The sequence below is a fragment of the Stenotrophomonas sp. 86428_Sma genome, from assembly GCF_056481585.1.
Genome location: NZ_CM151156.1, coordinates 2454396 through 2478868 on the forward strand (window position 1 = coordinate 2454396; position 24473 = coordinate 2478868).

12 protein-coding genes are annotated in these 24473 nt (G+C 59.1%); 6 read left to right on the top strand and 6 right to left on the bottom strand.

Going from position 1 to position 24473, the window contains the following annotated elements; translation table 11 throughout:
- From ACZK3J_RS11335 to ACZK3J_RS11350, 4 genes are all read left to right on the top strand, one after another.
- Positions 1–657: a DUF4194 domain-containing protein gene (locus ACZK3J_RS11335; RefSeq protein ID WP_017354467.1), complete on the top strand. Its 657-nt coding sequence runs from the start codon at positions 1–3 to the stop codon at positions 655–657.
- On the top strand, positions 644–4063 hold the full coding sequence (locus ACZK3J_RS11340; RefSeq protein ID WP_158704768.1) for an SbcC/MukB-like Walker B domain-containing protein: 3420 nt from the start codon (positions 644–646) through the stop codon (positions 4061–4063). The genes ACZK3J_RS11335 and ACZK3J_RS11340 overlap by 14 nt, the downstream gene beginning before the upstream one ends.
- Positions 4060–5271, top strand: coding sequence for a Wadjet anti-phage system protein JetD domain-containing protein (locus ACZK3J_RS11345; protein ID WP_017354465.1), 1212 nt, complete (start codon positions 4060–4062; stop codon positions 5269–5271). Before ACZK3J_RS11340 ends, ACZK3J_RS11345 begins: the two co-directional genes overlap by 4 nt.
- Before the next feature lie 91 nt (positions 5272–5362).
- Positions 5363–9187, top strand: a complete 3825-nt coding sequence (locus ACZK3J_RS11350; protein ID WP_051008550.1) for a hypothetical protein — start codon at positions 5363–5365, stop codon at positions 9185–9187.
- 804 nt (positions 9188–9991) lie between these two features.
- Here the strand turns inward: ACZK3J_RS11350 and ACZK3J_RS11355 are convergent.
- The 3 genes from ACZK3J_RS11355 to ACZK3J_RS11365 all read right to left on the bottom strand — a co-directional run bounded on the left by ACZK3J_RS11355 (position 9992) and on the right by ACZK3J_RS11365 (position 17930).
- A complete protein-coding gene (locus ACZK3J_RS11355) occupies positions 9992–16198 on the bottom strand; it encodes a DEAD/DEAH box helicase family protein (RefSeq protein ID WP_197656301.1) in 6207 nt (2068 codons plus the stop codon).
- A gap of 166 nt (positions 16199–16364) precedes the next feature.
- Positions 16365–16604 carry a hypothetical protein gene (locus ACZK3J_RS11360; RefSeq protein WP_146027648.1) on the bottom strand — a complete coding sequence of 80 codons (240 nt, stop codon included), beginning with the start codon at positions 16602–16604 and terminating at the stop codon, positions 16365–16367.
- Positions 16605–16793: 189 nt separating this feature from the next.
- Positions 16794–17930 carry a site-specific integrase gene (locus ACZK3J_RS11365; RefSeq protein WP_017354461.1) on the bottom strand — a complete coding sequence of 379 codons (1137 nt, stop codon included), beginning with the start codon at positions 17928–17930 and terminating at the stop codon, positions 16794–16796.
- Between the two features lie 123 nt (positions 17931–18053).
- Here ACZK3J_RS11365 and ACZK3J_RS11370 point away from each other — a divergent pair, with 123 nt between their 5' ends.
- Positions 18054–18338 (top strand): hypothetical protein, encoded by a 285-nt coding sequence (locus ACZK3J_RS11370; protein WP_017354460.1) that lies wholly within the window; start codon positions 18054–18056, stop codon positions 18336–18338.
- Positions 18339–18941: 603 nt separating this feature from the next.
- Here the strand turns inward: ACZK3J_RS11370 and ACZK3J_RS11375 are convergent.
- The 3 genes from ACZK3J_RS11375 to ACZK3J_RS11385 are packed head-to-tail and all read right to left on the bottom strand — an operon-like array spanning position 18942 to position 23640.
- Positions 18942–21935, bottom strand: a complete 2994-nt coding sequence (locus ACZK3J_RS11375) for a Tn3 family transposase (RefSeq protein ID WP_017355001.1) — start codon at positions 21933–21935, stop codon at positions 18942–18944.
- Positions 21936–21958: 23 nt separating this feature from the next.
- Positions 21959–23230: a site-specific integrase gene (locus tag ACZK3J_RS11380; protein WP_017355000.1), complete on the bottom strand. Its 1272-nt coding sequence runs from the start codon at positions 23228–23230 to the stop codon at positions 21959–21961.
- Positions 23227–23640 (bottom strand): MerR family transcriptional regulator, encoded by a 414-nt coding sequence (locus ACZK3J_RS11385; RefSeq protein ID WP_014159604.1) that lies wholly within the window; start codon positions 23638–23640, stop codon positions 23227–23229. Before ACZK3J_RS11385 ends, ACZK3J_RS11380 begins: the two co-directional genes overlap by 4 nt.
- A 105-nt stretch (positions 23641–23745) precedes the next feature.
- Between ACZK3J_RS11385 and ACZK3J_RS11390 the strand changes: the two genes are divergently transcribed.
- The gene (locus ACZK3J_RS11390) at positions 23746–24363 is read left to right on the top strand and encodes a cation efflux transmembrane domain-containing protein (RefSeq protein WP_014159605.1); all 618 of its coding nucleotides are present in this window, start codon (positions 23746–23748) and stop codon (positions 24361–24363) included.
- Positions 24364–24473 lie beyond the last annotated feature (110 nt).

Here is a 24473-nt window from a genome sequence, read left to right on the forward strand (position 1 = left end):
ATGGCACGCCACTGGGAAAAGGCGCTTAGCCGCGACACTATGTACGAAGAGCAGGACTACGAGCAGGCGGCCTATCGGCTAGTAACCCATCAGGTCTTGTCCGCCTCTGACCGGGCGACCCGGAAGGATTACGGCATTGTCAGCCGAAATATCAATGACTTTGAGCAGGCAGTTCGTCCCCTTGGCATCGAGCTGTTGCACGACACCAACTACCAGTACATCGTGGCGCGGCCCGTGCACGTACTGACCCAACAGCGAGCCAGCAAGGACGAAACCCTGCTGCTGTTGGTGCTCGCCGGCGTTCATCATCGCGTCCGTTTCGAGGGGCGCGAAGAGCCAAATGGCGAAACTTTCGTCGATTTGCCTGACTTGCAAGAGCACTACGAGAAGGAAACGGGCAGGGACTTTCCCTCGCCTGGGGACTTCCGCTCTTTGATGACCAAGTTCAAGCGCTGGGGGATTGCTGCCTTTGAGGACAAGGACGATGTACGGAATCAGCTCGCGAAGGTTCGCATCCATCCCGCGATCGGAGATCTGCTGCGGAAGGAATACTTGAGCCATCTGGAATCCTTCCGTAAGGAAGTGGCAGGTGAGGGGGATGCGGCTACTTTCGACGCAATGAATGAAGTCACGGAGGATGGCGATGTATCTGCTTGAGAAATTTCACTTGGTACAGTTTTTCCTATTCCGTGCCGAAACCCTGAGCTTTAGCCCTGCAACAGGCATTGTGGCGCCTAACGGATCTGGAAAATCTGCGATTCTGGATGCGATGCAGATCGTCTTGTACGGAGGGGATCAGAATCAAATCGATCTCAATGCGCAGTCAGGGGGGGTATCAGGCACTCGAGGGCGTTCAGTGCGCGAATACTGCCTCGGCTACTATCGCGGTGACGAGCATATTCGTGAGAATGCGACGTCCTATTTGACCATGGTGTTTCGCGACACTGAGGGCGAATTGCCGCCGGTTTCGGTTGGCCTGGCCCTGGGCGCGTCAGTGGGCGACCCAAAGCTGCACGTCTACGGGCGCTATGTGGTCCAAGGGGTTGCGCTCGCGTTAGATGATCATCTTGAAGCGAACGCCGAGGCGGAACTTTTGCCGTTGGCCTGGGGAACGTTCAATAAGCTGATGGAGGACGCAGTCAGTCGCGTGAATGGTAGGCTCGCAGTGCCTCCGTCGGCGGAGAAGCAGGTTGAAGCAATGTTGTTCGCCTTGCGCCCCAAAGGAGGGGGCAGCATCGACCCGAGAGCTTTTCGGCGAGCGATGAAGAATGCGCTTAATCTGCAGAAAGTTCCTGACACCAGCAGCTTTGTTCGAAATTACATTGTCGATGCCTATCCTATCGAGCTCAAGAACTTCCGCTCCCAGCTCGACAATCTGCGCTCGCTTCAAGCCAAGGTTCTGGAAACACTGGACAGGCTTGAGAACGTCAAAAGCTTGATCGCAGCCGGTCATAAGGCTACTCAGACTCGGATGCACGCAGCGACCTATAGGGCGCTGTTGGATGACTATGAGCGTGAACAACACATGGATGCTGTTGATGCGGCACAAACTACGCTGCATGAAGCGCGGGACAGGCATCAGGCAGCGCAGAATGCAGTCGACAGCGCCAAGGCGGAGCATGATCGACTCAACGGCGTGTACATCGAACTAGAGCTTCAATCAGCAGCAGATCCGGCGATCAGTGCCGCCCGTGACCTGGCCAGCGAACGAGAGAGATCACTTAGACCTATCAAAACCAACGTGGCCCAGGCCATTCGCGAGGTGGTGGCGGGCTTCGAGAAGGCCAACCGCGTGAAACCCGATCTCGGAGGCTGGCAGCATCTGGCGATGCCGTGGGTTGAGCTTCTTGATGCGGTTTCCAGTACATCCGTATCCGATGCGCTTGTGCTTGACGTTTCGCAGGCCTCGGCAGCATTGCGCGAGTCCAGCATGCGGGTTGCTCCGATCATCCAGTCGGCACGGCGTCAGCTAGACCATGACGAGCAGAGGCTGTCCAAGCTTGGAAATGAACTTAGGATCGCTAACGAGCAGATCAAACGCATCCAGGAAGGCAAAGCGGAACTCCCGCCGGCCGTCCAAGCAGTTGTGAACATACTTGGAGACAAAGGACTTCTGTGCACGCCCGTCTGCGATTTGGTTACAGTCACAGATGCCGACTGGGCACCCGTAATCGAGGGATTCCTTGGTCGTTCGCGCACTGCCCTGGTTGTCCGTAGCGGCAAGTTTGAGGATGCCTTGTCCGTTTTCAACAAGATTCCGTGGGATACAAAGCCGGATTCAGTACTGTTGGTGAACCCGGTGAAGTCGAAGGCGGATATGGGTGTGGTTCCGCCAATGGGTCTCGCGCACCTGATCGCGGGTGACAATCAAGTGGCGGTGGACTATATCCGTCTTCGACTCGGCCGGCTGGAGCGATTGGAGCGCGTCACCACGGATAGCCCAGAGGGCTTCACCCGTACTGGCGAGCAGGCTGGACGTGCTGATTTCGGCCGTCGACGCCCCTTGTCTGCAACGGAACTGGTGTTGGGACGCCAAGATGCGAGCCATCGCCTGGCGGTGCTTCGGCAGCAGCGCAGCACTTTGGGGCAGAACGCAGCCGAATGCGAGCAGGAGGCGAACCGGTCGCGCCAGTTGGTTGAAGCCCTTGAGAAGTTGGTGGGACTTGAAGGACGTATCCAGGACATTGAAAGATGGCTGAACTCGCACATTCAGGAGCAATCCGCGCTTGATGCAAAGGCGGCGATGCAAGAGATCGCAAGCGCACCTGATCTCCTTGCTCGTCAGCTGCTCATCACAGAGGCAAGGCGAGCTGCCCTGGCAGCACAGTCGAAGCTGGAAGAAAGCAGCAGAGACGTCGGAACTCATGGTGAGGCTTTCCGGCAAGCACAGAGACGGCTAGACGAGCTTGCGGATAGAACCAACGGAATCTGCTCAAAGGCGGCTCTCAGTCGCCGCAATGAATACGTGGGTGATGAGTGGTTCGAAACAAAACGCGATGAGTTTGATGGTTCCGGCCTATCGCTGCATACGATTGTGGCGAAGATTAGTGACGCTACGGTTAGAAGTGGCAATCAGCTGTCTTCCCAGGTGCAGGCCTTGGCAAGTGACATGTCTACATACGCAAACCAATTCGATCCGCAGATGGATATCGCGGTGGGCGACTTGGGTGCCATGTGCGAGACGATGGCTCAGGAGAAGCAACGGCTAGAGGAATCCGAGCTCCATCACTACCAAGTGCTTTCCGCGGAAGCTGCAGAAGCGGCAGAGCAAACGTTCAAGGTGCAGATCGCCGCCCGCCTGAGCGACCACTTCGCCAGCATGCGCAGCACGCTCAATGAGCTGAACAGTACGATGGAGCGCTTGCCGCCATTCTCGAACAACGAGAAGTATCACTTCGTCACCAATCTCAATAAAGATCATGAGTCGCTGTACAAATTCATACTGAAGGTGGCTGGTGCGGGACCGGAGGGGGATATCTTCTCTGGACAGGTGGATGCTCCTCCTGAGTTCAGGGCGATGCTTGAGGGAAAGGATGCAGAGGCCAACAGGCTTCTGGAGGACTATCGCAATTTCTTCAACTTCGAGATTGACGTTCGCAGCAATGGTGTGACGGTGACCGACTTCTCAAAGCGCATGGACAAGGGTTCCGGGGGCGAGCACCGCGCGCCTCTTTTCATCGTTGCTGCAGCGTCGATGGCGCGCGCATTGGGAAAGTTGCGCGGTGATCAAGGCGGCATGTCGCTGATAATTTTCGATGAGTTGGGTGACAAGATTGACTCAGTGAATACCCGTGCCGTCTTTGAGTACCTGAAGGCATTGGGCCTTCAGCCCATCGTCGCGGCACCGGACGATGCCTTGGGTAAGATCAACGAATCGGTGGATACCTACATCGAGATGTACCGTGACGACGATCTTATCTCCATCAAACACGTACGCATTGATGACGATGGTCATGTAATTCTGGATTCCGATAACTGGCGCAAGCATCCCGAGCTTTTCGAGGAGGAGCTCAAGCGTGTTGAAGCAAGTCGAATGCCCCATGGGGAAGGGGTCGTTGCATGACTATAGCCCGGGCCTTCCTTACGTCAATTTTCAATCGCTCCCAGAATGCAGTGAGTCGTGGCAAGGATGAGCGAATAGCTCTCAGGCTGACGGAGTCATCATGCCCAGAGTTCTTCAGCCTGCGCAGCATCGAGGATGCAAGAGCGTTTCGTTCCGAACTTGAACTGGCTGAGCGCTCTGGAGCCATCGAAATCAAGGCCAAGGTGATGGTGCAGCCGCCTCTAGATGTTGCGGGCGTTGCCGTACTGAACCTCGCAAAGCTGGCGAACTTCTTGGGCGCACGACTTCGTCGTGATTCCGTATCAGAGGCCCGTTCCATGCTGGACACTCACACCGGCCTTTTCCCCGTACTGACCGAGGTCATTGAGCGCTGGTCGCTGGGCCATAAGGTTCGCGGGCAAGAGGCTACCGATGCTTCTGTAGCGCAAATACTGGATGCAATCAGACTCATTTCAGCAAGGCGAGGTGTCGTCAGGGACGAACTGTTGCGCCGGGTTTCGGCCATGATGTTTGGTGACAGCAAGCGAGTGGAGGGCATCGTGAAATGGATCGATTTGCTTTGGTTCAACTCTATTGCACCATCTGGACTTGATAGTAGCGAGGTCTTCTCGGCCATAGGCCTGCACAAGGAACCATTGCCCGTACTGATCTCAGGTCCGCTTACGGTTGTTACGTCGACTACGGTGGTGGGAGTGGTTCATCCATATCTCGGCTTCGCTCCTGCCCACATCACTGGATTCGTGCCGAATCCAGCCGTGTTGAGTTGGCGTGTTCTCACCATAGAGAATCGACAGACATTCCATGAGTTTGCTGAAGCTGCATCTGATCAAGTCGGCCTCGTGCTGCTCTATACCGGTGGTATGCCGTCCCCATCCTGGAGACAGGTCTACATGCTGATCTTGAAATCACTTCCTTGCCAGACAACTCAGGCGTTTCATTTCGGCGACTTGGATGAGGGGGGGATGAGAATTGGCGCCGTCATCGCAGGATCTGCCGCCGAGGCGGGGTTCACCCTGAAGCCGTGGTTGATGGATCCCAGGGAGCTCATTGGTCTCGGTTACGCTCTCAAGCCAACGGCTGAATCGGTGTCTAGCGCAATATCTCGAACTTGTCGATCCATCGGGTGGAATGACTTGGCCATTCATGTGGAAACGCATCCGGGGACGCTGGAGCAGGAGGTTCTCCTTCCACAGTTTCCAGGCTCCTAGAATTCTGGGCAGTCTGACCTAGGCGACAAATTGCTTTGCGCCGTCTTTAATGCCTTGATGCGCGTGCCCCGATCATTGCGGGAAGGGAATCATGAGATTTTTTGAACTTGATGCTGTAGATATCACAGCGCTCAGTGCTGGCGATCTGCGTGAATTGGTTGCCCGTCTTTGCGAAGCGGAGGTAATCCAGCAGGGGCGTCGGCCGAAGAGCGTTATGTGGGGAGGTGCGCAGGAGGCACCTGATGGCGGTTTGGATGTCCGTATTGAGGCTATGGACTTGCCGTCCAACGACGGCTTTGTTCCTCGTGGGATCTGCGGTTTCCAGGTCAAGAAGCATGCTATGGGTGCGGCGGCATGCAGGGACGAGATGTTGGAGGGTGGCACCCCAAAGCTCGTACTTGCAGATCTTGCCGATCGAAATGGTGCCTACATTATCGTTAGTGGCAAGGACGATTGTTCAGACAGCATGTTGGCGAGTCGAGTGCGGGCGATGGAGGCGGTCGCGGAGACCCTTCCTGGAAAAGCGTCTCTGCGCGTTGACTTTTATGGTCGAGATCGATTGGCGACTTGGCTACGGCGGCATCCAAGCGTTGCGCTGTGGGTTCGTGCGCGCCTCGGCCGCCCCTTGTCCGGCTGGAGGCCTTTCGGGAGGTGGGCAGCTACTCCCCCAGCCCAGAACGACGCATTCCTTGTTGATGACCACCCCTGCGTGATTGACGCGAACTCGAGCGCAAAGACTCCTATGCCTGTTTCTGAGGGTATACATCTAGCTCGAGAACGGTTGCGCCGCCGCGGTAGTGCGGTGCGCATCACCGGCCTCTCCGGAGTGGGGAAGACGCGATTCGCGCAGGCCCTGTTTGAGGCGAACGTTGGTGAGGAGGCCTTGTCACCAGCTAGCGCAATCTACGCCGACCTGGGTGAGAACTTGACACCGACGGCATCCGAGCTAGTTTCATACATCGTTGCTAACGATCATGCGGTTCAATTGGTGCTGGACAACTGCCCGCCAGACGTGCATCGGCAGTTGCAGAAGCAGGTCTCCGCAAGTAGCGCGATGCTCAGCCTTCTGACAATCGAGTACGACATCTCGGACGATCGTCCTGAGGAAACCGAAGTGATCCACCTCGAGCCGTGCAGCGAGGAGACGGTCTCGATGCTGATCCAGCGGCGGCACCCAGACATCGGGAAGTTGAACGCGGGCAAAATCGCCGAATTTTCCGGCGGCAATTCGCGCATCGCGATCGCGCTGGCCAGCCGGGTAGATGCAGATGAGACGTTGACAAACTTCTCCGACGAGGACCTTTTCCATAGGTTGTTCAGTCAACGAAAAGGAGCGTCCAATGAACTTCTGGAATGCGCTGAAGCGCTATCGCTCGTCTATTCCTTCAATGTCTCCTCGTCCGAGTTCAATGATGAGCTTGGCGTCCTAAGTGCCATCGTTGGCCTCGATCGTCGTGGTCTGCATCGGGCTCAGGCTGAGTTGATGCGTCGTCAGCTCGCGCAGAGTCGTGGTGAGTGGAGAGCAGTTCTTCCTCATGCACTTGCCAATCGTTTGGCGAAGCGTGCGCTGGAGAACATCCCTGTCGATGCAATCAATGCCGAGCTGCTAAAGCCAGAGAACCTCCGACTTTTCGTCTCATGTGCGCATCGACTGGGATACCTGCACGATTTCGAGCCTGCGGTTCGGATGGCAAATAGTTGGGTGAGCCCCGGCGGACCGCTGCATGATATTGGATCGTGTAACGAAGGCACGCTGTCTGCATTGCTATACATAGCGCCGGTATTCCCGGAGACCGTGCTGCAGCTGATCGAGAACGCCGCAACCAAGCCAGGCTTTGCCTCGCGCGAGAACCGAAACTTCAGGTTGTTCGTGCGCCTGCTGCACCAGCTAGCTTACGACGACGATAAGTTTGATCGTGCTGCGACGGTCATGCTGAAGTTCTCCGAGGGCGAGAAGTCAGGTGAGAACAGGGACAGCATAGTTGGACAGATGCGGCATCTGTTCTCGTTGCACCTGTCAGGTACGCTGGCGCGACCAGAACGGCGGTGTGCGTTTGTCAGCAAGCTACTCGAGTCGGGCACCGAGAGGCATCGCGAGATCGCAGCCGAGCTGTTCCATGCTGCGTTCGAAGCGACGCACTGGACGTCTTTCTCTGCGTTCGACTTCGGTGCACGTAGACGTGATGCTGGCTGGCAGCCGCGAACGCGTGCCGAAGAGCTCGAGTGGTATATCGGCTTCTTGAACTTGCTGCGACCGGTGCTGACATGTGATGACTTGACTCTTCGCGACTGGGCGCGCTCACTTCTGGCAGGTCATTTCCGGGAACTATGGACGTTTGCGGGCTGTTTTGATGATCTCGAGGAGATAGTCAGAAGTCATGCTTCGAAAGGGGAATGGCCGCAGATGTGGGTCTCGGTAAAGAAGACGCTTGGCTTCGATGGCGACTCAGCTCATCCTGATCTACTGGCTCGGCTGGAGTCACTTTCGCGCGTTGCGGCACCATCCGACCTCTATTCTGAGATCGAGGCCTATGTGCTGTCCAATACTTGGGATCACATCGAGAGTAGGGGGGGGCAAGTAGCCTTCAGTGACGAGATGATCAAAGAGAAGGTCATCTCTCTTGGTGAGATGGCCGCAGCAGAGCTAGGTTGCTTAGAGCGATTGGGTCCAGGGCTTTGGTCGGGCGAGTTCGATGCACTGCATCCTTTCGGCATTGGGCTGGCGCAAGGCAGCGTCGACCTAATTGCCACTTATGAGCGTCTTTTGAGCCTGGTGCAACTGCAGGCGCCTGCGAAGCTCAATCCACAGGTGCTTCAAGGCTATATCAGCGCTGCAAACGATATCGACCCCCGCTTGGCCATGGTGATGTTGGAGCGGGTGCTAGATCATCCCTTGTTGCGGACCTTCTTCATCTACCTGCTCAGCGCCATCAAGATTGGCCCATGGGGGTTCAATATGCTGATTGAGTTGGCTCGAGGGGAAGAGTTCGAAGCGTGGCGGTTTGGACAGCTTGCCTATGGCCGCATGCACGAGTCCCTTACCGACAGCGAGCTCGCGGAACTGTTCACCATATTGAACCAGCGCCATGATGGCTTCTACACCACGCTTAGTGTGCTAGAAATGCGATTCTTCGCGGGGAGGGGCGGAAACTACGTGCCGAGTGAAGATCTCCTTTCGACAGGGCGCGACGCCATTCGCGCTCTACTCGGGGGGAAGCGCGGACAGACTGAATTGAATCGCATCCGAGGGACCAAGCGGATCGCCCAGCAGTGCCTATCTGAGTCTGCTCCAGAACAGGAAGTCGAGGAGATCGTGAGGTTGCTTTGCGAAGGGTTGGATGATCTTAGAATTCGCAGCTCTGATTTCGAAGTCCTCATGACAACGCTATTCCGCAACTTCCCGGAGATTGTCCTTGGAGAGATCTTCACGGGCGACGATAGGGAGCGTCGTTTGATTGATCGCGTTTTCAAGTGTCGTTTCGGAGGTGCTTCGCCGTCACTCAATAGTATGCCGGTGGATCGGTTGATTACCTGGTGTCGAGGTGATCAAGATCGGATCGTGGGTGTTGCCGCAGCGACCTGCGCCTACTCAACTGTAGAGGCAACCGATATACCACTAGAACATCCCAAACGCGTTGTCCTCAGTGCGTCCATCAAAGGCTTGCTGGAAGCCGCAGTGGACAAGCAATGCATCGTCGATGTGATGTTTGCCGGAATCCAGCCCATGAGTTGGTCTAGCTCGTTGGCTGACATCATAGAAATTCGGGCCAAAGCTTTTGCTGAGCTGCTGGAGCATCCATTGGCCGAAGTTAGGAATCTTGTGGCGGAGAGGCTTGAACGGATCGAGCTCACAGTGCGAAGAGAGCGACAGAGGGAGGCGGAAGATCACAGTCGACGGGAACAGCGCTTTGAATGATGCGTATGGGTGAGATGGAGCCGGCTAGTCATCTTGGTGTTGCGCCCCGCATAGATACTCGGTCCTGTTGGCTCATTGTGAATTCGATGTACATAGATGAAAGGACCCTGTGCACACTGATTGGTTCTACGCGGGCACAATCAGCTGTGGCCGAACAGCAACAGGGCGGCAACTCAGGCGGGACTGTCACTCAAGCAGCTTGGGACCCAGTAAGTCCTTGGTAGCAGGTCGCCGAAGAACCGCCGGATGAACGCTGTTCTTCGGCGTATCCCTGTGGTGACAGACGGCGCTTTGCGTGGTCCAGCCGATATGGGGCCAGCTGGCATCGCCAGGTGAGCCGCTCCAGGTTGTGACGCCTAACATGGCCCAGTCGGATCTGCTGGGCCGTGGGCGTATGCAGGCCGGCTACCTCAACGGGCAGCGGGGCAGCGTGGGTGCAGGCTGCGCTCAAAGATCTAGGAGAGATCTGGACCAATGGTGTCACTTCGACTAGCGCCAAGATTCGACTCTGCCTCTTTTCCAGGCTCCGCGCGAATCCTGGGAGTGACCGGCTAGAAGATATTGAAGTCTCTCCCGATTTATCCGATGCGCCCAGGAAGGATGGGCTTTAGGTTCAGCCTTGGCTCCAACAGCGATGGACCGAAGCAGGCTCAAGGCCAAACATGGATTCGGGGTGTCTATCGTGGTAGGGCAATGGCTGCTTCCGACGCATAGCGGTCGTTCCAGTTCTTACGCCAGAAGGGCTGCGTCAGCGATAACAGCCTGTAGTTTAGCGTCTAGGATCGAAGCGGAGTATGGATGGCCTTAGACCGAGTATCCGCCCTTCGCCGTTCTTAGGAGAGTTTGCCCGCAATTACTCGGCTGCTCTATATGCCTGCTTGCGAACACATTAACGGCTAAGGACTCTTTCCCATAAGCGGCGGTGAGTTGTTCCAGGCCAGCCGGCGTCACAACGAGGTAGCAACCCTCGCCCCACAGAGAATCCGCATCGATTCCAACCGGGCCAGCGTCACGCCACCAGTGAAGCTCTGCGACCACCGTTCCGCTCGCATCGAAGAATACGCTCGGTGTCTCGTCATGAGCGCGCCAGCGAAGCCCCTCAACCCAGTTTGGGCATAATGCAAACGGATTGGCCGCTGTGTCAAAGCCCATGTCCACGGAGCAGACAACTCGCCTTACCAGCGTTGGTGCCAGATCATTGTCGAGTGGGACGTACTGGCCTAGCCAAACAGCGATGGGCAGCTTGGCGTAACAATCGTCGAACTCTTCACTATCAGTCTCTGCCCAAGGTGCTCTAAAGCGGTAGAAGCGGTGCTCTGACAGTCGTGCCTTGTGGATATGGAAGCGAGACACCTCGGCCACGACTTGGCCGTCGCAGTGCGCCAGGAAAGGGGCAACATCGCCGTCAACCTCGTCAATCCACTTCTGCTCTCGCTCGGACCAACCGGCACTTCGGTCAATCAGCGGCCTTCGAATCCACTCGGGACGAACTCGCGGGAGCATCAATGGCCGAGGCGGAAGCGGGTAGCCCAATCTCTCCAACAGCATCGGACTGTCCCGGCTCTCCAACTTGCCGGCCAGGCGCAGCTCCCCTGCGACGTGGCGAAGGGCAGCAATGGCGATGTAGGCGTGTGGCTTCATGTAAGTGATCTGCATATCAAGGACACGAAGCTGAGCCTCAAGCTCTTTGACACCAGAGGGCCCGAAGGCCTCAAGTCCACCCCAATCCTGGATGAACATCGCCGCGCGACGGCGAACTGTCATCTCCTCGATGTCTGCCGCCTTTGCAATGTGACGTGCCGTCGAGCGCAACATACGAGTCCAGCCAAGCGGCGATTCGACGCGCATTGCACCAGTTCTCTCGTCCGTGAATGCCTGGTCGCTCTCTGGCAGGTCACTGAATTCGAGGAGATAGAAGAGCGGCAGTGGCGTCGCGTCAAAAGAGACAGCCAGCCCCCACCGATGCGACAAGAGCGTGGCTGACTCGGCTACTGCAATGTCACGGTGACTGACCATTGCAGCTACGGCGCGGCCCAATACGGGCTCGAGGTTCGCGCTGTCGGCAGCGAGCAGCGTTCCGAGTGCCTGCAAGGGGGCGTCCAAGTCACCGTCCATAAGTCGCCGGATAAGGGATGTGAACAAAGATTGACCCTGTCCGACTTGCCTTGCCAAGCTCAGGGCGCAATTGCGCGCGTGCCGCTGAACCTCTGCAATGGGAAGTCGATAGGCAAAGTGCAGCAACTCCTCCAAAAGGTCCGTGTCGCTGAGTGGTAGCTCGCTCGACTGGAAGGGTCGCCCCAACTGGAACTCGCGAGTGCAGGTCATCTGCTCCTCAATCAGCGACCAGATAGCCGGCCAATCTGGCGTCAAGCTGATGACCGGCAGTATCGAATCCAGCTCTGTGAGCAGTGCCTGGGTATTCTCCTGGCCCGTTGTCACTGAATCGACTATGTTCTCGAAGGCCGCAGGGCATGTGGATGATCCGTGCAGAAGCTTCTTCGCCTTAAAGTAGAAGAACTTGCCGCCACCCATCCCTTGGCTCCAGGAACTCCAGGGGTCGTTGCTTGTCTCGTAGCCTTGCATAAGCTTCTTGGCGTAATCGACCTCATCGGCTGCAGCAAACCGCTTCACCATCAGGAAACGGCAGCGTGCGTTGTCCTGCAATACCTGCCAGCGCTCAAAGACCCTTCGCGCCAGATGAATCGGAGCTGTGTCTGCCAGCTCTTCGAAACGGTCCGGGGCGTTGTGGTTCAGCTCGTCGCTATCTGCTTCAAACGCGAGTTCAAGATCCGCGAGAGTAGCTTCCGAGGCGTACTTGTTAGACGTATACGAGTGTCGAGGCTCCGGCGCTTCTGGCGTCCACCGGGCGATGGCGGCTTCGAGCTCAGGCGACGAGAATCCATGCTTTCCGGAAGCCTTGTGAATGCGCTGGAGCAGCGTGATTCTCTCGTGCGCTCTGCTGGCTACCTCGACCGCCCCAAGCAGCATCAGAGCGAGCGGTTCAATCTGGTCAGGGCCGGCTGCGTCCGCGGAGGCGTCGATGAAGTCACCAACATGGGACGGATCCCGGTAGTGCGGTTCCATATAGAATGGCAGGCAGAGACCGCACCAGACGGTCGCGCATGCCAAGACGAGTTCAGGGTTTCGCCTGACCATCCCCGTCATGAGCAGGTCGACACGATTCGGCCAGCCGATTAGATGCCAATCCGCCAGTGTCTTTGACACCTCGAAGCCGAAGCGAGGTCCAACCTGCATCGCTTCCTTAATCAGTGCCATGGTAAGGCGACGCGCGGCCGACGACCCTTCCGTTTTGGTCATGCCACCGACCTGACGCATCAGGTCTGAGACCCGCTTGACACGGTTTTCCGGGTCAGCCGCGTTCGCGAGAGCTAGAGTGTTTCGCCAGATCGCGTACTGCGGGTCTTTCTTGGGAGCCAAGGCATAGCCAAGGCATTGCTCAGGAACCGTCGCCAGCAACTGATTCGCCCGCTCTAACTCCCCGACCGCAGCCAACCCGATGGCTAGATTCGCTAGCCCGTCGATCTGCTCGCTTGGTGTACTTTCTTTAAGCTCCGCCACGAGGGCATTAAGCCGATCCGCCGCCGCCGCACGATCACCGTCAACGCGATATGCATCGACAGCCAATCTGCGTCGCAGGTAAGCAGTTCCCTTCGACGCCGATGAAGCGATGGCTGAGTCAACCTCCCGAAGTACCGCGCGATACTCAGTCTCACCGCGCTCGGCGCCGAGCCTCAGCAGCGCTTGCACGAGCGTGGGGATCGCTTTCAAAGACTGCTGGATACGGTATGACTCGCTGCCGCCTTCTGATGCGAGACGTAGGACATACCCAAGGGACGTGCGGGCTATGCCTTGGATGCCGCCTGCCGATAAGGACCCGTTGACGCCGGCAGCGCGAGCTAGAAGCACACCTATCGTCGAAGCGTGCTGTTGGAGTGGATGAAGGAAGGTGTGCTTCGACGGTGTCACGCTTGGCAGTGGCCTCTTGAGCAGCGTGCAAAGCCTCGCGTGATGCATCACTGCGCCGACCAGATTGCCCAGCCCAGCCAGGTCCGTCTTGTCGTCGCACATGGAGATCATCGGTGCGACCAGCTTGTCGAACAGGGCCTCGGCTAGGTCACGACGGCCAGCTTCGAATGCGATCAGCGCCATCCGTTGACGGTAGCCGTTTGGTACCTCCCCGAACCGGGGAAGAGCGACGGCACTATCAAACAGCGCAAGCGCTTGCCCAACGTCGCCACGTCGACTGGCCGCAAGCCCTGCGTGAACCATCACCGACGGCTTATCTTCGTTGGCTACTCCGAGCTTGCTACATAGTTCTTGAGGATCGGAGCCAACCTTCTGACCTAGCATCGCCTTTGCGGCTTCCCTCCTAAGATGCAGCCGCAGCGCTACGGCAGATTGCGGATCCACCGTTTCCGGCTCCCTTAGACCCTCTGCGGCGAGATGATCAATCGCTATCTGGATCTGCTCGGTGTCTCGGAAGTGGACGGCGCGCATTGCCCATCTTTCGAATTCCTTGATGTTGTGCTGGTGCCCGTAGTTTCTGAACTTGGGCGTATGGAGCTGCGATAGTGGTTCGAGGCTTTCAAACAGCTCCTTCGCGCGGTCGAAGTCGCCTCGCGCTAGTAGGGCGTCGACGACCTCGTAGCCCTGGCTGGGGAAGTCCTGCACGAGGGAGACAGCTGCTTCAATGTTCCCCACCGCCAGCATAGCCAGCGGGAGTTGGTTGGCGTACTCAAGGGCTGATTTGCGCCGATCCACTTCGTCACGACACAGCAGCAGTCGTGTAAAGGCGGTCGCGTCGTGCGTTTCACGCACTGCCAGCAGGGCGAGGCGGATGTCGGCGTGAATCTCGGCGATAGAACGCCCGTCAGCCAGCTGCTGCCTGAAGCGAGCGGGCATCGCCAATGCCAGTACATCGGCACCGTCGCCGGCACGCGCGCGGTAGCGCAGCTCAAGCCAGTACTGTGCCGATTCAGGTGGCGCGCTCTTCGCCAACTGGGCAAGGTTGCGGTATACGCGCTGCGAGTATTCAGCGTCGACGCTCCCGAGGCGGGTTCGCGGTTGAGCGATGACGAACAGCCTAAAGCTGTTGTGGAAGACGCTCCATCCCCGGGATGAACTGCGGAGCAGGTGCTGCGCAATGACCAGGGCGCGTTCAATCGAGGACTCCTTGACCATCGTGGCCAGCAGTCGCAGGTCCATGGGTGCCTCAGCCCGAGCGATGAAGCCCAGCACATCCATGGCATCGACATCGTTTGCGATCTCGCGCCAAGCAGCTGAATATACAGTCTCAATATCGCCGTCGAACGGCATCCCGCCGCTAAGAAGGTGCTTGCGACCAGCTTCGTCAGCGTGCAGCAGTGCCTGAATCAAGTAGCGCGTTGCCAGCGGGTGGCCATGCGTGAGATTGCTGAGATCCAATCTTGGAATCTCGGCAGGCAAGCCTAGCGCATCCGCCATCCAGGTGAGTTCCTCGCGACCGAGAGGCCCCATGAGAACCTGTCGCTCGCTCTTCTCCGCTTGCGCTCTTACGGCGGGCTTCAGATTAGCGAGATCCAACCGTTGCGTGCCGAGCACGAACACGACCCCATTTGGGATTGCCGCGGGAAGAGGCAGCTCTCCCAGAAACGAATTGGTCGGCCGTTCTTCGCGTGGCACATGGTCTAGCCCGTCGACAACGATGATTGTACGGATCCCTTCGCGAGTGAAGCGCTCACCAGCCTGCCGTAGCAGGACGCCGAACTGTTCGCGGCGCTCAGATAGCGAGTCATCGCGAAGACGAAGCCCAACTAAACCGCTGTTCCGCAGCTGCGTACCTACGTCGGTCAGGAAGTTGTCGGCCTCCCCACGACCCACGCCTTGAGCCGCGCCCGGCACGTACGCTAAGTAACGAACGAGCCGGACACTTGCTTCAGTGGCCAGCGCAACCTGCAGGAGAGTGGATTTTCCGGAGCCAGGTGGTCCTATGAGTGAGACGTAGCCGTGATTGGAGGCATGAAGCGCTGCTAGTAGCTTGACCTCAGTGTCCCGATTGCGCTGGACATAGGCGCCGACCGGGAACCGATGGATGAGCAAAGTCTTGGCGGGATCGCGCCATCCAAGCTCATGAAGCAGCTCGTCACGCGTCCACCTGTCCTTGTCGCGTTCATCGGCGACTAGCTTGGGCAGCACGCTGGCAATCTCGCATGCCTGTCTCGCCTGCTCCGCATTCAGCTTGTGCGACTGGATGAAGTTCGCTGCAGCTCCGCACACCACGCGCAGGGCATGCATGAACTGTTCGAAGTCGTCATCATTTAAGCCGGCTTCGCGGCGCAGGTGGTCGATCAGTCGGCTCCATCCTCGCGCGGACCAATCCGACAGCGACCGATTTGGATGCTGTTGGAACTCCTCGAGAAATGCAGCGCTGTGCCGTAGCCTGCCGTCGCCTGGCTTGTCGGTAACCGATGGAAAGTCGTTGACGACCAAGTGAATCTCGACGCGACTTCCTGGGTTGTCCTTGGACAGGCACTGCCAAGCTTGAACTAGGGGCTTCAAGAGACCATTGGCACCAGTAAACAGCGTCTCAACAGTGAAAGTGCCTGGGAACTTGGACGTCTTGAACTGGTGACCGACCACCAATCCATCGAATCCTAGTACCAGGTCGTCCGCAATGCCCGCGTTGCGGTCAGCGACGCCAATCCAAAGCAGCTCGTCGCGCTCAAGCGCGGCATAGATGGCAGCGCCCGCGCGCTCGTACTGGCCGACGTATCCACGAAGCGCTCGGCGTTCGCCCTCCGCCGGTGCCGTTGCGGGAGCTGTAGCAGCGGATGGCTGCGAATTTTTGGGCGCTTTCGAGGCCATAAATATGGATTGGGTAGTGGGTGCGAACCTGAGAAAAGGGAGCCGCTCCAGCATAACCCGGGGGCGTCGAGCACCAGCGGGTATGCCGTCGCCGCATCGAGCGGCATTGTGAATCGAAGTATATCCGTCGTCGATCACATCGGTCACTCGCACGGACGCGAGAACGGCTGTTCAGCCCATGGCTGACATTTGTCCGTAGGAGCTGATCGGACGCATGTGGCCGCAGGCGGACATCAACGGAACAAAGGGGGGGGGCAGGGGGAATTATCGGGGGTGAAGCATGGCAGCTGTCGGCCCGAAACGGAGGCTCGACTTACACCTTCCAGACTTTGCTAATCACGGGCACATCAGCTTTATCGAGTCTAGGGAGATAGGCAATCAGTTTGTAGCCGCCAGGTCGAAAGTGGTCGAGACGAAGCTCCGCTTCTGCTTGCAATCTGGTGCCGTCCGGACCTTCGACCATGACCGCATAAACGGGATTCTTCTTGCCATGCGAGAGCGGCAAATCGGACGGCAGGGTCGAGTGGCCATTGCCTTTCGCACCGCCAAGCATCGCAGGATCTTTGGTGTAGCCGCGCGCGATTTACTGGAGACGGCCGACTCAAGCATCGGGCACAGATCACCCGATCTCCGTGACGTGAGGGCCGACTGCGACGGGAGATCATCAGAGACCGACAGTGATAGATCGCAGCGAAGCCGCGACGATCAAAGGATACTTCTACTAGTTTGACCGCACGATTGCCTAGGACTCAGCGCTCGTCGTGTCTCCATACCGCCCTATGGGGCGCTCGGCACTTGACCTTGCGGCAGCTTCCAGCATTCGAGCCGCCGGATTCGTTTCGGCCGCACCGGCCTGATAGTAGCCGATGACACTGACCACCGATCGGTGATCGGTCATTGCCATAATGGCTGGCAGGGCAATTCCTTGCCTAGCACCTTCCGTTACGAAACCCGATCGTAGGCTGTGACCGCCAAAGCTCCCCACCAATCCGGCAGCGCGGGCGCGATTCTGGATGATGGTGGCCACCGACTTGGGTGACAAGCCGGCCCCAACTTTCCCGCGTGTCAATTGGCGGAAGAGGGCACCCTCCTGCAGTCCAGCCGCTTCGATCCAGGTGCGAAGCGCTTCGGCCGGTGGACCTAACAAGGGCTTGTCCGGCGAGCCGCCTGCTTTGACGCCCTCCTGAAGCGTTTTGCCGACGTCCAGGTGGTAGAGGTAGCCGCCGTCGATCGGCGCAAGCTTGCTCAAGACGGCATGGGCCGTCTCGCTCCGACGGCGCCCACCACTGGCGAAGGCGAAGTAGAGCAGGGCACGATCACGTTTCCCAACAAGATCGTCCTCACAGGTCGCAATCATCGCCATCAATTCGGTCGCAGTGATCGCCGTCTTCTTGCTCGGCCGCTCGCCGCGCTTATGTGCGGCGCGACGGCCCTTGGCCAGCAGCTGCCGAACCTCGCTGCTTTCGCAGGGATTGGCCAGCTTGAGCAATTGATGGGCGCTGGAGAGCACCGCAACGCGGTGGACGATGGTCGACAGCTTGAGCGGTCCTTGGCGCTGCTTGAATTTGCCTTCCACCAAAAGCGCATCCAGTGTCGGCGGCAGCTCCCAGGTCAGGGCATCGCCTGAGCGCCGGGCCAGATGATCGATGATGAACTGGATCACGCAAGACGCGTCGACCGGCATGGCGATGACCGCTCCGTAGCGGCCTTGGTACCAGGCCGCCCAGTAGCGCAAGGCGGTGGCGTAACTGCGCGTGGTGTTGGCCGAGGCCGCTTCGGCGAAGACTTCGCGCACCGCGTCCGCCGAGGACTGCGAGAGCTGCGCCACAGTCGGATTGGCAGGAGCCGCGGTGGTCAGAGCTGGAAGAAGGTCGCTCATAAGTGGTTGAAAGTAGGGATTAAAAATAGCCTGAGTTCCGATAAATATATCTTATCGGAACCGTATATGTCGCACTTACTAAGATCACGGAGACACGTTCGGTGTCAGTCTCGAAGGATCGAAATGGCCGTCTATGTTGTCACCTGGAATTTGAACCGAGAAGCCAACTACGACGCAAAGAGGACTGCGTTCCTCAAGCACCTGGAGCGCTACCAGAACGTAGCAGATCCTGATCTGGAGTCGGTCCGCTGGGTGTCCGGGGATATGAGCGCTCACGATCTATCTGCCGATCTTCAACAGAAGCTCGATAAGAATGACGGGATTTTTGTATCCCAGCTTGTCCGTGGCGAGTACCAAGGCTACCTCAGCAAGGCGACATGGGAATGGATCAGTCAGCGCCTTGACTGACACCGCCGAAGTCCAAGGGGTTCTGACGTGGTTGGGGCTCGGGGACCGCGACACCGGAGCCAGCAAGTGAATTGTTCGCTTGGACTCTTCAAAATTGGAGGGTCCAAGCCGCTGAGCTAGCTCAGAAATGAAGCCGACGGTCATAGCCGTCTCCCAAATTAGATGCTCTCGAAAGCGCGTGGCTGCAACGCCTTGGCAACATCATTGGAGATGCAACAGATTCGCGACGCACCATTGGTGATGCACCAAGATCACAGCGAGTCATTGGGACTGCACGTAGCTCAGCGCATCAATTGCTACAAGTTGCCGCGCAAGCTGCCCCAAATTCGCAGCGCTCAACAGATCACGCACGATCAGGCTCCATGCCAGAGTAGGTGCCGGGGCAGCGGCAAGAGACGTGCCAGCCACCCCAAGATGATCTGAACATAATATACATTATGCGAAATGTTGTATCGGTCGGCGGTCGGCTTTGTCGGCTCCGCATGGCAATGGCTGCGGCTCTGGCTGAGGGTCGGCAGGGAATCGTTACGTACAGGGCCAAAAGCTGCCTAAGCAATTGAAACGAAATGATAATTGCCTTATCCCGATAGCGGATCTCCCCGTCTATGGGGCCTGTTCAAGGACTTTCGCTGTATAGCTCAGCGGCGCCACTTCCCTATCAAGGTCGAGATGGTAGTCGCCGAAGCGATTGATGTGGCTGGTCCGATACGGCGACAGGCCGGCCAGGATCTCGGGGGTCAGTTCAATCCCCTCCTTCCGCATCTCAGCCAAGGTCCGGCTCATGCCTTCTACGTTGTGGAGGATGATCATGTTGGCGACCAGCTGGCTGTACTTGATGATCTTGCGCTGCTCGTGTTGGACGTTCTCAGCAATGATCCCCTGGCTGCCAAAGAACACCCATTTTACGAAGCCGTTGTACTCCTCGCTCTTGTTGGTCGCAGCATGGATCGTTTTCCGAATCTCGTTGTCGTCGATGTAGCGCAGCAAGAACAGCGTTCGGACGGCCTTGCCAACTTCCCGGAAGGCGAAGTACAGCTTGTTCTTCCGGCTGTAGGTGCCCAGCCGGCGCAGGATCGAGGACGCGGTGATCTTCCCCAATCGGATTGAGATCACCACCCGCAGCATGTCGTGGAGATGGGTCGCGATCAGTTGCCAGTCGATGCTGTCTCCGAACAGTGCCTGGATGTTCTTATAGGTCCTACCAGGTTCGGGCCGGAAGAATGTCAGATCCTTGATGTTTCGTATCCTGGGCATCAGCTGGATGCCCAGCATGTGGGCCAAACCGAAGACCGGATAGCTTTGGGCCTGCGTGTCGCCATGGACGATCTCGGGCTGGATGTCGGACGTGTTGGCCAGCAGGCCATCGAGGATGTAGATGCCCTCGTGCACGCCACAGGGAATGAAGTGGCTGAACAGCGCCACGTATTTGTCGGACACATGGTAGTAGCCGATGCCGCCGTAGCCGCCGTAGCGGATGTGGTACTCCGACAGCAGGTTGTCCTCGTACACGCTCCACTTGGTGCCATCTGCTGACGCGCTCTTGCCGCTGCCCCAATAGCCCGGCAGGTCAAATTTGTTGTAGGTATTGATGACCTCCACGATGGCCTTCTCAAGGACATCTTCGGTCACGTATTTGAGGTTGAGCCAAGCGACCTGGCGACGGCTGAAGCCCTTGATCGACCGCGCCGTCTGCGTCGGACCCAAGTTGCAGCCATAGCAAAACAGCGTGGTGATCACCCGTCGAGGGAGATCTTCAACCTGGCTCTCGGTGCCGGCGATCGGACGGAAGAATCGGTGCAGATCCAGCCATTGGCTGGCGTCGATCAGGACATCGACGATGCTGGACTCCGGGAGCCGTTCGGCGATGAGGCGGTCCACGGTGGCAATGGCGCTTGAGACCTCGGCGCGTTGCCCCTTCCGCAGTACCAGGCGTCCTTCCAGAATGTCCGCATGAACATTCTCGGGGAAACGCTCGTCAACTTCGTCGGCCAAGTCGGTCAGTTGTGCGCGCAACCCGGCCACGAAAGTCGCAGCGTCGGTGGGCAAGCCTGACACCTGGCCATAGGCTTCCAGTTCCTGGGCCAAGGTGGCTTCATCGACCAGCTGCTCGCGGTAGTCGTCAAATCGTTCGCTGCTCGGGATGAAGAGATCTCCCGACTTCAGTTCGTCCTTGACCTGCACCAGCACGGCCAGCTCGAAGTACTTACGGTGCATCCAGCCGGCGCCTGCCGCGCTGGCCCGCTTGCCAAACACGTGCTGACGCCAGAGCTTGGACATCCAATCGAAGTCCTTTTCCGGGTCCAGGCCGAGGGATGCGACCTCGATCAGCTCACGGCGTTGGTTGCGCAGCGACAGCACCGCTGCAATCAACGGCTCCATGCCGGCATCGTGGCTGGTTGCCCGCAAGTTCATCAGCTCCAGCCCATTGAACAGCAGCGGCCTGACCGCGCCGTAGGGTTGCAGCATGAAAGGCAGATAGTTCTTTCCTGCGTATGCCATATGTTCTTCGCATTCGGCCAACAAGGTCGACACTTCCGCTTCCAGACTGTTATCGATGGCATCCACGCGCTGACTATCGCTGCCGTCGAGCTGATAGGCCTGCAGGATTTCCTTGAGCTGGCCGATCAGGAAGTCGGCCCGCTTGGCATGTTCGAGCTGGTAGGCCAGCAGCTTTTGCTGGGCCGTGTTCTCCAGCCCGCGCACCTGCTTGATGAACAGCTCGGCTGCGTCATCCAGCGTCTTGGCATGCTGGGCGCGAATGAAGATGGTGGCCAACGCATAGCGCTTGTCCGGAGCCAGTTCGGCTAACTCGCTGGCGTCATAGGCGCGAGCCATTGCACGGAATTGCTTGAGCTTGGGCACCGGCACATCGATGGGAGGCAGCTGCTCGGCCAACTGCTGCAGCATGCGGATGTGCTGCAGATAGAACCGGACCTCCTTGTTGGTCGGTCGGCCAGGCTCGCGCTTGAGCGATTGCCAGCCAGTAAATCTGGAGCCTTCCGGTGCGCGCAGCAATTCGTCAATGAGCGTGCGCGTGGCAGGCGTCAGCGCGTGACTGATGCTGCGGTAGTAGCCCAGATTGACCCGCTCACGTGCGCCGATGGCGGCCAGCTCCAGGGTGCGGAAGCCTGGCAGTTCGTAGCGGTGGTGCACCAGCTCTTCGAGCAGGACGTTCACGATGTCCGGGATGGTGTGCTTGGTCTGGGCTGCTCCGGTGGCCACCGTGTCCAGCCAGGCCAAGCCTGATTTGTCCAGGGGATGTACCCCGATGAACTGCCGAAGCTGCGGCATATGGCGGCGCTGGCTACCGGAAGCGTCGTAACGTTCGAGCTGGTCGGTGTCCAATACGCGCCCGAGTCGGGCGGCCTTGGCGATGTGCTTCCGGATCCGCTCGGGCACTTCGGCTAACACCGTGAAGTAACCCAGGCGCTGGAAGAGCTTGAGATGAATCAGTACCGCCAGCTGCGGTCCCGGCTGGGTGGTCAGCTGCTTGGCGAATGCAATCTCAGCGGCGGTGGGGGTATAGATCTCCTCCAGTTCCTTGGCGGTGGGATCAGGCTTCAGTCGCGGGTAGGCGGTCTCGTGAAGGGTAGCCATTGGATCCGGAGGTTATGAGGGGATCAATCCCAGTGCCGGCCGTCGTCTGTATTGAGAGACGCTTCCAGGAAACACTGGTGCGTATCGGCCATGCGGTGCATGTCATCGAGCAACGTGGCCAGGATTTCATCCAGATCCCGGTCGGGATCGGTGGGAACAGTCAACTGGTACTCGCTGCTGGCAGTGTTCAGGCGCACAGCCTGGAACGGGGCCAAGCAGATCTCTTCGATCCGGCCTCGGGCCTTGGCCGCGCCGCGGCCCGTGCGGGCAAACGGGGTCAGCACCATGCGCAGGCGCAGCTGCAAGGCCGGTTTGCCCTCGGGCGCCGGCAGTGCCATCGCCGGTACCGGCGCGGTTGGACTGGGCAGGCTTGCTTCAATGCGGTCACGGGCAAAGGGGTCACGCCCGTCGAGATAGCGCATGGCCGACTGCACATCGCGCCAGCCCACGTACTCCATCAGCGCCTTCATGTCCCAGCCTTGGTCGTTGGCCCAGCTGGCAAAGCCGCGGCGCAACGAATGGCTGCTGTGGAGCCCCGCATCGGCAAAGCCGGCACTGGTCAGCAACTCGCGTAGCAGGCGCACCAAGCTGTTGGGATGCAGGCCCTCGGCGCTCACCTGGCCCCATTGGTTAACCGCCCGAAACACCGGCCCTTCGTGCAGGTCGGCCGCCTGCAGCCACACCTGGGTCGCCTCCACCGGGCACAACCGCGACAACGCCGGCACCTTGTAGGTGACGCCGGCGGCCTGGCGGTCGCCCTTGCTGCGCGGCAGGAAACAGGTCATCCCCTGTCCCGGCACCAGCGTGAGATGGGCCACGTCCAGACGCAGCAGTTCATCGCCACGGAAGCCCCGCCAGAATCCGAGCAGCACCAACGCTCGGTCGCGTTGATGGCGCAGCGCCGCCGCTCCGTCGCCCCGGGCATGCGCCGCCGCGATCGCGGCAGCCAACCAGTCATCGAGCTCGACCAGCCGCCGAATCTGCAGCGGCGCGGCTTGCTTGACCTGGCCCGGGTGCAGGGTCTGGATGCCTTTGAGCACCTTGCGCACCAGCGGCGACCGGGTCGGGTCGACAAAGCCGTGGTCGCGGTGCCAAGAGGCAATGGCGGCCAGCCGGTGGCGAAGCGTGCTGGCGGCTAGGGTCTGCGCATACGCGGCCAGGTACCGCGCCACGCTGTCCGGTGTCGCTGGGAGGTGGCCTTGCCATTCAACCTCGAAGTGCCGCAGCGCCGACGCATAGCTGCGCACCGTGTTCTGGCGCGTGGCTGCATCGAGGTAGCGGTCCAGTTCGGTCACTGGCGCGTGGCCTCCACAGCGACCGGCTGCCGCAGGGTCGACAGGATGGTGCATTCAGCCCGCTGCCCACCGTGGCAACTGGCAATCACCCGTTCCAACTCGGTGGCCATGCGCTCCAGGTCGGCCATGCGCGCCCGCACGTCGGTCAGATGGCTGCGTGCCAGCCGGTCCACGTCCCCGCACGAAAGCTCCTCATCGCCGGCCAGCTGCAGCAGGCTGCGGACCTCCTCCAGGCTGAAGCCTAGGTCCCGGCCGCGCGCAATGAAGCGCAGCCGCTCGATGTCGGCCGGGCCATAGACCCGGTAGCCATTGCCCGAGCGCCCCGGGCGCGGCAACAGGCCGATCCGCTCGTAATAGCGGATCGTCTCCAGGTGGCATCCACTGGCGTCGGCAGCCTCACTGATTTTCATTCGTAGTACGCTTGACTCCGTAGTAGCTACGGACTTTACACTCACCTGCTGTGTCATGCCAGCGACCCGCCCGGGCCCGGCTTCCCTGCGACTGGAGATGTTCCGATGAGTGATTGCGGCTGCCACCACGAGGCCAAGAATGCGCAGGAGCGGCGCGTCCTCTGGATCGCCCTAGCGTTGAACGCGGCGATGGCCGTGATCGGCGGCATCGCCGGCTGGATTGCCCATTCCACTGGCCTGCTGGCCGACGCTCTGGACATGCTGTCCGATGCCACCGCCTATGCCATTGGCCTGGTCGCTATCGGGCGCACGGCGCGCTTCAAGGCCAATGCCGCTTGGGTCAGCGGCAGCGTGCTGCTTGTGCTGGGTGTGGGCGTGTTGGTTGAGGTGGGCCGCCGGGTGATGTACGGCGCCGAGCCGGTCAGCGGCTGGATGATTGGCACCGCCCTGCTGTCGCTGGCGGTCAATATGGCGGTGCTGCGCATGCTGGCACCGCTAAAGTCCGGCGAAGTGCATCTGCGAGCGACGTGGCTGTTCACGCGGGCCGATGTGGTCGCCAATGTTGGGGTGATCCTGGCCGGTCTGTTGGTGTGGTGGCTGGCCAGCCCGTACCCGGATTTCGTGATCGGCGCCCTGATCGGCCTGTATGTGATCAAGGAAGCCTTCGAGATTTTAGGTGATGCCCGCCGGGCAGGTGCCGACGCGCGCAAGACGGCTGCATGACCAGGCTTGGCCGACTGAGCTCGGACTCTGGCGGCTGCGCTTGAACCCGGCACTGTCACGTGGCGCAGCTGGCCCCCGACCTAATCCGTCGCAGCTCAATCTGCGTGACC